At 34.4% G+C, this 11,388-nt stretch carries 11 protein-coding genes; 4 read left to right on the top strand and 7 right to left on the bottom strand.

What is annotated here, in order from left to right:
• The first annotated feature begins 111 nt into the window (after window positions 1-111).
• Complete coding sequence (gene cspD / locus PCY70_RS04435) at window positions 112-309, top strand: cold-shock protein CspD (RefSeq protein WP_010167017.1); 198 nt, start codon at window positions 112-114, stop codon at window positions 307-309.
• Window positions 310-345: 36 nt separating this feature from the next.
• Here the strand turns inward: cspD and PCY70_RS04430 are convergent, their stop codons facing one another.
• The 6 genes from PCY70_RS04430 to rpmE form a co-directional block, all read right to left on the bottom strand.
• Entirely contained in the window at window positions 346-1,692 is a 1,347-nt protein-coding gene (locus tag PCY70_RS04430; protein ID WP_010167019.1) for a leucyl aminopeptidase family protein, read from the bottom strand.
• 133 nt (window positions 1,693-1,825) lie between these two features.
• Window positions 1,826-2,896 (bottom strand): peptide chain release factor 1, encoded by a 1,071-nt coding sequence (prfA, locus tag PCY70_RS04425; RefSeq protein ID WP_010167021.1) that lies wholly within the window; start codon window positions 2,894-2,896, stop codon window positions 1,826-1,828.
• Window positions 2,897-3,152: 256 nt separating this feature from the next.
• Window positions 3,153-3,356 carry a hypothetical protein gene (locus PCY70_RS04420; RefSeq protein WP_305768589.1) on the bottom strand — a complete coding sequence of 68 codons (204 nt, stop codon included), beginning with the start codon at window positions 3,354-3,356 and terminating at the stop codon, window positions 3,153-3,155.
• A complete protein-coding gene (prmC, locus tag PCY70_RS04415) occupies window positions 3,357-4,202 on the bottom strand; it encodes a peptide chain release factor N(5)-glutamine methyltransferase (protein WP_305768588.1) in 846 nt (281 codons plus the stop codon). It lies immediately after the preceding gene.
• Window positions 4,189-5,118 carry a DUF1385 domain-containing protein gene (locus PCY70_RS04410; protein ID WP_305768587.1) on the bottom strand — a complete coding sequence of 310 codons (930 nt, stop codon included), beginning with the start codon at window positions 5,116-5,118 and terminating at the stop codon, window positions 4,189-4,191. The genes prmC and PCY70_RS04410 overlap by 14 nt, the downstream gene beginning before the upstream one ends.
• A gap of 94 nt (window positions 5,119-5,212) precedes the next feature.
• The gene (gene rpmE / locus PCY70_RS04405) at window positions 5,213-5,410 is read right to left on the bottom strand and encodes a 50S ribosomal protein L31 (RefSeq protein ID WP_010167029.1); all 198 of its coding nucleotides are present in this window, start codon (window positions 5,408-5,410) and stop codon (window positions 5,213-5,215) included.
• Between the two features lie 456 nt (window positions 5,411-5,866).
• On the opposite strand from rpmE, the gene tilS reads away from it, so the two are divergent.
• The 3 genes from tilS to ftsH are packed head-to-tail and all read left to right on the top strand — an operon-like array spanning window position 5,867 to window position 9,759.
• The gene (tilS, locus tag PCY70_RS04400; protein ID WP_305768586.1) at window positions 5,867-7,219 is read left to right on the top strand and encodes a tRNA lysidine(34) synthetase TilS; all 1,353 of its coding nucleotides are present in this window, start codon (window positions 5,867-5,869) and stop codon (window positions 7,217-7,219) included.
• Window positions 7,212-7,745 carry a hypoxanthine phosphoribosyltransferase gene (hpt, locus tag PCY70_RS04395; RefSeq protein WP_010167035.1) on the top strand — a complete coding sequence of 178 codons (534 nt, stop codon included), beginning with the start codon at window positions 7,212-7,214 and terminating at the stop codon, window positions 7,743-7,745. Before tilS ends, hpt begins: the two co-directional genes overlap by 8 nt.
• A gap of 1 nt (window position 7,746) precedes the next feature.
• Complete coding sequence (gene ftsH, locus PCY70_RS04390) at window positions 7,747-9,759, top strand: ATP-dependent zinc metalloprotease FtsH (RefSeq protein WP_305768585.1); 2,013 nt, start codon at window positions 7,747-7,749, stop codon at window positions 9,757-9,759.
• Window positions 9,760-9,926: 167 nt separating this feature from the next.
• On the opposite strand, the gene PCY70_RS04385 is transcribed toward ftsH, so the two are convergent.
• Window positions 9,927-11,342: an MFS transporter gene (locus PCY70_RS04385; RefSeq protein WP_305768584.1), complete on the bottom strand. Its 1,416-nt coding sequence runs from the start codon at window positions 11,340-11,342 to the stop codon at window positions 9,927-9,929.
• Window positions 11,343-11,388: the final 46 nt, after the last annotated feature.

Below are 11,388 nucleotides of genomic sequence, written 5' to 3'. Positions count from 1 at the left end.
TAAAATATTGGAATTAAGAACGAAATATTGGCCTGTTTACTAAAAATTCTAGACCGAGTTACGTTTTAAGGGCAGTGTTTTAGCAGTAAAATTAAAGGAGGCCTAGTTTAAATGACAGGTAAAGTAAAATGGTTTAACCCAGAAAAAGGATTTGGATTCATCGAGAGAGAAGACGGAGACGATGTTTTTGTTCATTTCACAGCAATTCAATCTGAAGGATTTAAAACTCTTGAAGAGGGTCAAGAAGTTGAGTTCGAAATAACTGAAGGAAACAGAGGACCACAAGCGTCTAATGTTACTAGAAAATAATTTTGAGGGAACCTGCTTATGCGGGCTCCCTTTTTTTTATGCCTGTGATTTGGATTCTGCATATTTATATAATGTAGGAACTAGTGCTCCGGTTGCGCCAAACAATTCATATTCACTAATTTTAGAAGTGGAAAAATTGGTTCCTGCAATATCTAAATGCACCCATGGAGTATTTTCAACAAATTCTTCGAGGAATGCTGCCGCGGTAATAGAGCCTGCATTGACTGCACCGATATTTTGAATATCTGCAACTTTGCTTTTAATCATAGCTCTGTATTCATCATCAATAGGTAATCTCCAAATTTTTTCACCTACTGCTCTAGCAGAATCGTTGATTTCCTTAAATAATTTATTATTATTCGTAAATCCGCCGGTATAAACACTACCAAATGTACGAACGATGGCTCCTGTGAGAGTGGCAAGATCGATAATTTCGGTTACCTTTTCAATGCGTACGGCATAAGTGAGGGCATCTGCCAAAATTAAACGTCCTTCTGCATCGGTATTTAAAATTTCTACAGTTTTTCCGTTCATACTGGTGATTACATCGCCAGGGATTAAAGAGCTATTAGACAAACGGTTTTCGCATAATGGCATAATTGCAGTAACATTGACTTTTAATTTATTTTTTGCAATTGAATAGAGTGCGCCCGCGACAGTAGCGGCACCAGACATATCATCTTTTGTATATTTGAGCCCATCAGCAGTTTTTAAATTATAACCTCCTGTATCAACTGTAATTCCTTTGCCCACAAGACCTATTGTTTTATTACATGATGGATTACCAACATATTTAGCAACAACAAATTTAGGAGAATTGGCACTACTATTGCCGATAGCACTGATTAGGTTCATTTTTAATGCTGCTATTTTATCTTTAGCAAAAATTTCGACTGTGCAATCCACATCGGTTAGTGTAGATTTAATTTCTTCAGCAAAAATTTTTGGAGTTAGAAGGTTTCCAGGAGTATTTGCCCAATTTCGTGTTAAGACCATTCCTTGGACTACAGTTTTTGCGGTATCTAGTTTGAGTTGATTTAAATTATCTGATACTAACGATAAATTTATTGTTGTGGTTTTATCTACTTGGTGATACCCCTTATAACGATAAACGCCAAGTTCGGCACCTGTTATTACTTCTAGATAATTATCGGCTAGAGTATCATTCAACTCTATATCAATATTATTGACCTTTAATGAATCGAGTAGCTTAACACCTTTAGCAACAGTTTCCTTAATTTTTTTTGGTGTCAAATCTTTTTTTTCATCAAGTAGCAAGCTAATTAATAGTTTATTGTTTTCGAATGAATAAATAATTTTTTGACTTGGTTCAGAGTGAAATTTAAGTATTGCTGAATTGGTATTTTTTGTCCAATTTACCATAATAACTCCTATTCTATTAGTGAAATTAATAATTTTGAAGATAATATAGTATTAGACAAAATTTTATTTTTTAATCATACTTATAGTAAAAAAAAGAAGCAATGCTTAGTTTAGCAATTGCCTCCTGGAATATTTATCCAACATTATTTTTTAATTTTTCTGTTTGATCAAAAGTTGTTAGTGTAGAAATAATTTCTTCTAAATCTCCGTCTAGTACTTGCTCTAATTTATGAACGGTAAGACCAACTCTATGATCTGTTACGCGTCCTTGAGGAAAATTATAAGTTCTGATTCTCTCACTTCTATCGCCAGTGCCAACCTGAGATTTTTTTTCTGCTGCAATCAATGCTTTTTGCTTGTTAAGCTCTAGTTCGTACAATTTGGCTCTAAGAACCTTCATAGCCTTATCTTTATTTTTTAGTTGAGATTTTTCGTCTTGACACGAAACTACAATCCCAGTAGGTAAGTGAGTAAGCCTGACAGCAGAGTCTGTTGTATTAACGCTTTGTCCACCATTTCCAGATGAGCGGAATACATCAACTTTGACATCATTGGGATTGACTTCGACATCTACATCCTCAGCTTCTGGCATAATAGCAACAGTAACTGTGGAGGTGTGGATTCTACCGCTAGACTCTGTATCAGGAACTCTTTGAACTCGATGAACTCCACTTTCATATTTAAGTCTAGAATAAGCGCCGTCTCCCTTTAACATGAAGATTGCTTCTTTAAATCCACCTATCCCATTTTCGTTGATATCCATAAGCTCGGTTTTCCATTTAGAGCGTTCTGCAAAGCGATGATACATTCTATATAAATCTGCAGCAAATAGTGCGGCTTCATCACCACCAGCTCCGCCACGAATTTCAACAATTACATTTTTTTCATCGTTTGGATCTGTTGGCAATAACAAAATTTTGAGCTCTTCTTCTAAGGGTTCTACTCGTTTTTTATTATCGGAAAGTTCTTCTTTGACAAGTGCTAGCATATCATCATCTAATTTCTCTTCTAGCATAAGTAAAGAATCATCTATGGCAGTTAAAACTGTTTTATATTCTTTATATTTTTCTACAATTGGTGAAAGAGTACTAATTTCTTTCATGAGTGCACGCCAAGTAACTTGATCAGCAATTACTGCAGGTTCATTTACTTTTGCGCTTATATTTTCAAATTTTACAACTAATTCTTTAATTTGATCGAACATTTTAAAAACTCCTTAATAATCAATTTGTTTAATGAAAGGTGACATTAATTCTGCAAGCTCACGACCTATTTCTATTGCTCCTGCATCGTTGGGATGAATTAAATCTGTGCTTAGGCTAGCTAAATTTTTTAGAATATCTTTCCTATTAATATACGATATTCGGCAGTGGTGGAGGCAAATTTTTTATCTGATGCTATTCCGAGTTCGCCATAATATGGAAGTATGCTAATGCAAAAAATTGGTTTGCCTGAACAGGCTAGTATATTACTGGATAAAAGTTGCCCTGATACCAACTTTTATCGCCTGTAGCCAAAAATCTGATTTCATTGCCCGCAGCCATAGCCAATTTATCTACTACTGCAGAGTGAATATCTGCAAAATAGTTGGTAGGCATTCGTAGTAATGTTGAGGGAAGTGTTGGGGGATTGGCAACTAGGCCAAATAAGAAATTTTGTAGCATTTAAATTTCTCCTTGCTGTGCAATGATAACTCTATGCTTATTATTATAGTCATAAAATAGTTGTATATTCTGGTATCCTTCAATTTCTAAAATTTTAGTAACATCAGGACCTTGATTATATCCAATTTCAAAAGCAAGTATTCCTATTTCATATTTTTTTGCTTCTGTGGCAATAGCACGATAAAAAGCTAGACCATCTCCACTATCGGTAAGAGCGGCTGCAGGTTCAAAATCTAATACTTCGGGTTGTAGTTGATTCATCTCACATTTGGGGATATATGGGGGATTGGAAACTATAAAATCGAACTTTTGTTGAGGTATATTAGCAAATAGATCACTGTGTATAAATTTTATTCTTGGAATGCAAGCGTTAATAGATGCGTTTTTGGCAGCTATATCTAGTGCGGCTTGAGAAATATCGGAGCATACCATTGTAAGGTTGCTAATATAATGCAGCAAAGAGACCGAAATACATCCAGAACCTACGCCGATTTCTAGCCCAATAGGATGGTGATTCCAAGGCAACGCTATCAATTTTTCTACCAGCAGTTCAGTATCTTGTCTTGGAATTAGTACATTCTGATCTACATAAAATGGTAGGCCCATAAATTCTTGATAATGAGTGATATATTGAAGTGGCTCATGATTTTTGCGACGATCGATATATTTAAAATATGTTGCAACAATTTCTTCTTCAACGAGTTTATCATTATTAATAATCAACGTGGCTCGATCGCAGCTAAGCAAATGCATGAGCAACAGCCGTGCATCCCGAGTAGCGTCCCCTATTTTATTCTGATTTAGTATTTGTGTTCCGTATGCGAGTACTTCTTTAACTGTTGGCATTTGCTGCATCTTCCTTTTCTATTACTGCTTGAATCGCAGCTATTGCAACTTCTATTTGTGCATCATCTGGTTCAAGTGTTGTAAATTCTTTTTGAAGCCACATTCCAGGTATACTTACCAGATTTGCTAATTTACTATCTGGGTTTTTTCTGGCCCATCTAATAAGTTCATATGAAATTCCGGAAATGACAGGCACCATGATAATTCTGACAATTGTTCTAAGCCAAATATTTTTGGTAGTAAATACGCTAAATACTAAGATACTAACAACCATGACTATAAATAAAAAGCTAGTGCCGCAACTTTTGTGAAGTCTGGTACAGGTTTTAACATTTTCTACAGTAAGTTCTTTATCCTGCTCGAGACAATTGATAGTTTTATGTTCTGCTCCATGATATTCAAAAGTTCTTTTTATATCTTTCATATTAGCTACAAGTTTCATATATATTAAAAAGATTGTAATTCTTATTGCACCTTCTATCAAATTTAAGGCAAATGATGATGAAATCCAAGGTCTAAAAATTTGGCTAAGCCACATAGGTAATAGCATAAAGATGACGATGGACAAAGCAAATGAAAAAGCAAGAGTCATACCCATTAAAAATTGTTCACCTTTTTTGCCAAATTTATTGCGCAACCAGAGTTCAAATTTGCTTTCTTCCTCTTCATCGCCTTCGCCAAAGACATCTGCAGAATATGTGAGAGTTTTGGTACCTACAATTAGTGATTCTGCAAATACGATCATTCCGCGTATGATAGGACTTCTAAAGATAGCATGTTTATTTAAAAGACTGCTGCTTTTTTTTGTATCTATCGAAATCGAATTATCAAGTTTTCGGACAGCAACAGAATAATAATTTTTCCCCTTCATCATAACACCTTCAATTACGGCTTGACCTCCTATATCGGTTCTCATATTTTCCCCTCCATTCGTAGGTGGTAGTATGTACCCCTACCCAACTGCTGCTTCAAAAAAAGAGGCTGAGTAGTTCTCAACCTCCTTTGGGTAATTAAGCATTGTATCTTTTATTGAACTTATCGATTCTACCCTTAGCTTGAGCAGAACGTTGCTTACCTGTATAAAACGGGTGGCATTTCGAGCAAACTTCTACACGAATATTTTCCTTAGTAGAACGTGTTTGGAAATTGTTGCCACAGTTACAGGTTATTGTAAGCTCTTCATATTTTGGTTGAATTTCTGCATTCATGTTGTCACCTCTTTCATATACATACGATATTATAGCATGTCCAAAAAAATTTTACAAGGCTTATTGTGAATGTTTTTAACTAATTGTATACAACTAATTCTAATTGGCAATACTTTAGAAAAAGTTAGAGGAATTTTTTTATGACAAAAAATATTTATATAAAAGGAACTAATAGTGATTGGTATGAAGACGTAACGTTTCGAATTAAAGATAAACACATTGTAAAGTCTACTCAAAATTTATCGGCATATGCCGATGAGTTGATTGGAAAGCACATGAAATTAAGAGGATATACAGAATATAAAAAACATGATATAGTATTCAAAGCTCAAAATAAGTTGTATCGTAGAATTGAACTTTTCTGCAACTTAAGTTTGTTATTCTTGTGTATTATCTTGACAATGTGTGTTATGCTATAGAACATGTTTTGATTTTATTGTGAAAAGGACTCAAAGTATGCATATACAAATTATTGAAAACAAAATATTAGACTATATAAAAGGAAATGATTTAATTAACATAGGTGATGAAATAGTAGTTGCAGTGTCTGGTGGAGCAGATTCTATGATGTTATTGGATTACTTATATAGAAATAAAAATTTTTTATACATTTCGATTAGAATTGCTCATGTAAATCATAAAATGAGGGTAGACGCAGAAAAAGATATGGAGTTTGTAAAAAATTATGCCAAGGAGCGAGAAATTATTTGTGATGTATTGGAATGTGATATCGAGGCCCTTGCAACAAAGACAAAAATGTCGAGTGAAGCAGCAGGTCGTAAAGTACGATACGAATTTTTTGAATCACTTCCACATACTAAAATAGCAACAGCGCATACCGCAAACGATCAAGCAGAAACTGTATTGATGAGGTTTTTGCGAGGTAGCGATGTAAAAGGGCTTAGTGGCATAAATGCAAAACGAGAAAATATTATTCGTCCAATTTTATGTATTACTCGTGAGGAAGTAGAATTTTATTGTAATCACCACGGTATAGAGTATAAAACTGATCACACAAATTTCTTAGAAATATATACAAGAAATAAGATTAGGCTGTCGTTGATCCCATATATAACCAAGAATATAAACGCCAATATTATGCATACATTAATTGAACATAGCAAATTATATAGAGAAGAAGAAGAATTTTTATCTGCCTACACAAAAAAAATATATGATAGTATTATACTAAAAAGTGAAGACTCGTATGAAATTAATATAGAGAAGTTTAAAGTAGAAATGCCTTATATTCAAAAAAAACTCCTAGCACAGGTCATCTTCAATTTAAAAGGTTTTTCCTATAATATTACAACTGCACACTTAAATTTTGCCATTTCATTGGTAAATAAGCAAAGTGGCAAAAGTATTAATCTTCCAGAAGGTGTAAAAATTCTTAGAACACAATATTCTTTAGTAGTATATTTAGAAAATGATAGAGGCAAACAATCGGTAATAGACCTACACTTAGGTAAAAATGTTTTTGAAAAATATATTATTACTCTTACTTTGGTTAACAAATTTTCAAAAAAATCCACAAATAACTATACTAAATATATTGATTATGATAGAATAAAAAGTGGCTTAAAAGTAAGAGGCAAACAAAATGGGGATAGAATCGGTAATAAAAAGTTAAAAAAAATTTTTGTTGATGAAAAAATTCCTATTCATATGAGAAATCATATCCCTATAATCGTTGATGGTAATGAAGTGGTATGTGTTTATAACAGATTAAATACAGCTTATTATATAACCGACGAGACGACTCAAATACTGGAGATAAAAATTATTTTAGGAGGTTTACATGTCTGATATACTAATAGAGAAACTAATTGGTGAAGAGGAGATTACAAGACGCATTCGAGAAATAGGACAACAGATTTCAGATGATTATGCAGGGGAAGAAATTTTGCTATTATGTGTATTAAAAGGTGGCGTTATGTTTATGACAGAACTTGCAAAAAATATTAGTATTCCGCTTAATATGGATTTTATGTCCGTTTCAAGTTATGGAAATGAAGTTGTGAGTAGTGGTGTAATCAAAATTTTAAAAGACCTGGATGAACCTATAAATGATAAACATATAATAATCGTTGAAGATATAATAGATTCTGGTTGTACTTTAAGTTATTTAAGGAATATACTGGAAGCAAGAGGGCCAAAGAGCATTAAAATTTGTACATTACTTGACAAGCCGCAAACTAGGAAAGTAGAGGTAAATGTAGATTATGTAGGTTTTAATATTCCAGATGAATTTGTTGTGGGATATGGGTTAGATTATCAGCAAAAATATAGAAATCTGCCTTATATCGCAAAAGTAAGAAGGGAGTATATATAACTTGAATAAGAAACCAAGAGGTAGTTTTATAATTTATTTGGTCATTATAGGTATATTATTTGTTGCTATATTTTTAACAAATAATACATCTATGCAAAATGTACCACAGACTCTCACTCTAAGCGACCTCATTTTAAATATTGAGTCGGGAAATGTCAGTGAGATGGTGATAGAAGAGGCAGGAGATATTGTTTATGTAACTTTTAAACTTCAAGGAGCGCAAAACGTTACGACACTTCCTTTAAACAGTGAATCGTTCAATGACTATTTATTTTCATTGCCAAGTGAATATTTAGAAATGATGCGAATAGTTCCAACAGAGCAACAGGCGAGTATGTTCTTTCCAATATTACAAATTGTAATGCTTGCGGGAATGTTTATTTTTATCATGGTGTTTTTCGTACAGCAAATGCAAGGCGGTGGCGGCGGAAGAATGATGAGCTTTGGAAAAAGTAAAGCTCGTATGTCTATCGATGAAAAGGGTAAAATATCTTTTAAAGATGTTGCGGGTCTTGAAGAAGAAAAAGAAGAGGTAACAGAACTTGTAGACTTTTTAAAGAATTCTGCAAAATACACAGAAGTAGGAGCAAAGATTCCTCGTGGAGTATTGCTTGTGGGTCCTCCAGGAACAGGTAAGACGCTTCTTGCTAAGGCTGTTGCAGGAGAAGCTGGTGTGCCATTTTTTAGCATTTCTGGATCCGATTTTGTGGAAATGTTTGTAGGTGTAGGTGCGTCACGTGTAAGAGATTTGTTTGAGCAAGCTAAAAAAAATGCTCCAGCTATAGTATTTATAGATGAAATTGATGCTGTCGGACGTAAGAGAGGCGCAGGTCTTGGAGGTGGGCACGATGAACGTGAGCAAACTCTAAACCAATTGCTTGTTGAAATGGACGGGTTTGGTATCAACGAAGGTGTAATAGTTATGGCAGCGACAAATCGTTCGGATGTTTTGGACCCTGCGTTACTTAGACCAGGTCGCTTTGATAGGCAAGTTGTAGTTGGGCGTCCTGATGTTAAAGGTAGAGAAGCTATTTTAAAAGTGCATGCAAAAGGTAAGCCTCTAAATGAAGATATTGATCTTCAGGTTATTGCTAGAACAACTTCTGGATTTACAGGAGCCGATCTTGCAAACCTTATGAATGAGGCAGCGTTGCTTACTGCGAGACATAATAAGCGTGCGATAGATATGGATGAAGTACAAAAAGCATTTATTAAAATTACAGTAGGAACCGAAAAGAAAAGTAATTTGGTAACAGTTAATGAGAAAAAAATTACTGCATATCATGAAGTAGGGCATGCGATATTACATGAGGTATTAGAAAATTTAGATTCTGTACACAGTGTTTCTATTATTCCAACGGGCTTTGCTGGAGGATATACAATGTCTTTGCCAAGTGAAGATAAGATGTATATGACTAGATCACGAATGGTAAATGAAATTGTATCACTTTTGGGAGGTAGAGCTGCAGAGTATCTGATATTTAAGGATATAACAACTGGTGCGTCAAATGACATAGAGCGTGCAACTCATATTGCTAGAGATATGGTTACAAAATATGGTATGAGCGAACTGGGTCCTATTAAATATGGTGATGAGCAAGGTGAAGTATTCTTGGGCCGTGACTTTAATCATACTAGAAACTATAGCGAAAATGTTGCAACTAAAATCGATGAGTATATTCGCGAAATTGTAGAAGAGGCATATAAAGAGTCTGTTAGAATTTTGGAAGAAAATATGGATACCTTAGTTCATGCTTCAGAAATCCTTATTAAGAAAGAGAAGATTTCTGGTAATGAGTTTAGAAAGCTGATGAAAGGTGAAGAAATAGATATCGAAAATTTAGACAACACAAGCGTTTTTGTAATGAGTGAGCAACTTAAAGAAAATATGGCAAAAATCAAAGAAATAAGAGACGGTGAAGAACCGAAAGAACTGATTAGAGATATTCTATCTAAGAAACAGGTTGACATTGCGCCTGAAGATGAAGAATATAAAGATGATGACGATTTTTAAATAAAAAGATGACCCCTTTCATTTTTGTATAGAAAGGGGTTTTTTGATGCTTAAAATAATGTATTATAAATGCAAATTGATGTTTAGGCAAAAAATAACCCCCTCTGTTTTATATAAGAAGGGGGTTTTTCGTGTTTTAATATGTATCTTTTGTATTTTTATTATTGCTACATTTCGCCTCTAGCTTCACGCTCTGCAAGGTCCTCCATGATTTGTGGATAAATTTTATCCAAACCATATAGCAAACCGCCTATTAAAACTACAACCCAAATAACTAGTGGAGCCCATTGATACAAGAATACAATCGTATCTAATGCTTCTTGTGGTTGCACAGCGCCACCTGAACTGGATGAAATATATCCACCGGCGGTTAACATGCCTGTTACGATAGCTGCAACAATTCCAGGGCCAATTTTGGTGCCCACTGAACCTGCAGAGAACAAATATGCCTCTTGACGAAGCCCTGTTTTCCATTGACCGTATTCTACAACATCACATAACATTCCGAATACAACAGCATTTAGCGGTGCGGCCCCAATACCACGTATAATGGCAGATAGAACTGCAATTGGAAATGAGTAAGGGTTTAACATAAATAGGATTTGACCCACTATTGCAATAATAGATCCAATGACAAGCAAGTTTCGTTTACCGATTTTTCTCATAAAAAGAGGTGAGATCATAACTCCGATTATAATACTAATTGTTTCGGCAAAGTAAATTGTACTATACATCCAAGTATCGTTTAGGAGAATATATTTACTATAATAAGGAAGTAATATTCCTACTACTCCTACAGCTGCGTTTTGAAAAATCCAAAATAAGCATACAAGCCAGAAATATTTATTGGTTACAATAGCCATAAATGAACGTTTCGCTTGCCCTGCTACTTTCTCTTTCTTTTCGGGTACAACGACTGCTACTTTTTCTTCGCATTTTACAAAGCAAAATATTAGCAAAATTAAGGCTAATGCAGCCCATATAGTTGCAGTAATAACAAATGCTTGTTGAGTATTTCCCAGTGCTTTGACTAAAGGGATGGTAGACATACTAACTAATATTCGACCAAATGGTGACATCGCCATACGAAATACCGAAACCAAATCACGTTCTTTGGAATCGCGTGTTAACATAGCGGAGAGGCTTCCGTAAGGGAGATTTAATGCTGTAAAACACACGGTGTTGCAGAAATTATACGTTATAAAAATATAGATCATTTTTACTAGATCCGATGATTGTGTTGGTACTGAAAATAGCAAAATTAATGAAAGGCAAAATGGTATTGATGACCAAAGTATCCACGGTCGTGATTGACCCCACTTTGTGTGTGTATGCGATACCAAGTATCCTACTATAACGTCTGATATGCCATCAAATACTCTTGAAATAAGCATGATATTACCAATTATTAATGGTGATATTCCAACATAATCTGTATAAAATAATGTGAGAAGCGCGGTAATGGTTCCAAAAACTAAATTGCAGGCAACATCTCCGCTTCCATAAGCTAATTTCGTAACTAATGGAACTTTAACCATGGCTTGATCGATTGATGATACTCTTGTTTCTGTTGTAGTACTCATATATAATTCCTCCTTCTGGTTAGTAAGAATATAATGTTAAATGATT

It is taken from the genome of Candidatus Epulonipiscium viviparus, assembly GCF_030708075.1.
Classification (GTDB): Bacteria; Bacillota; Clostridia; order Lachnospirales; family Cellulosilyticaceae; genus Epulonipiscioides; species Epulonipiscioides viviparus.
This window is presented reverse-complemented; position numbering and strand designations above follow the sequence as displayed.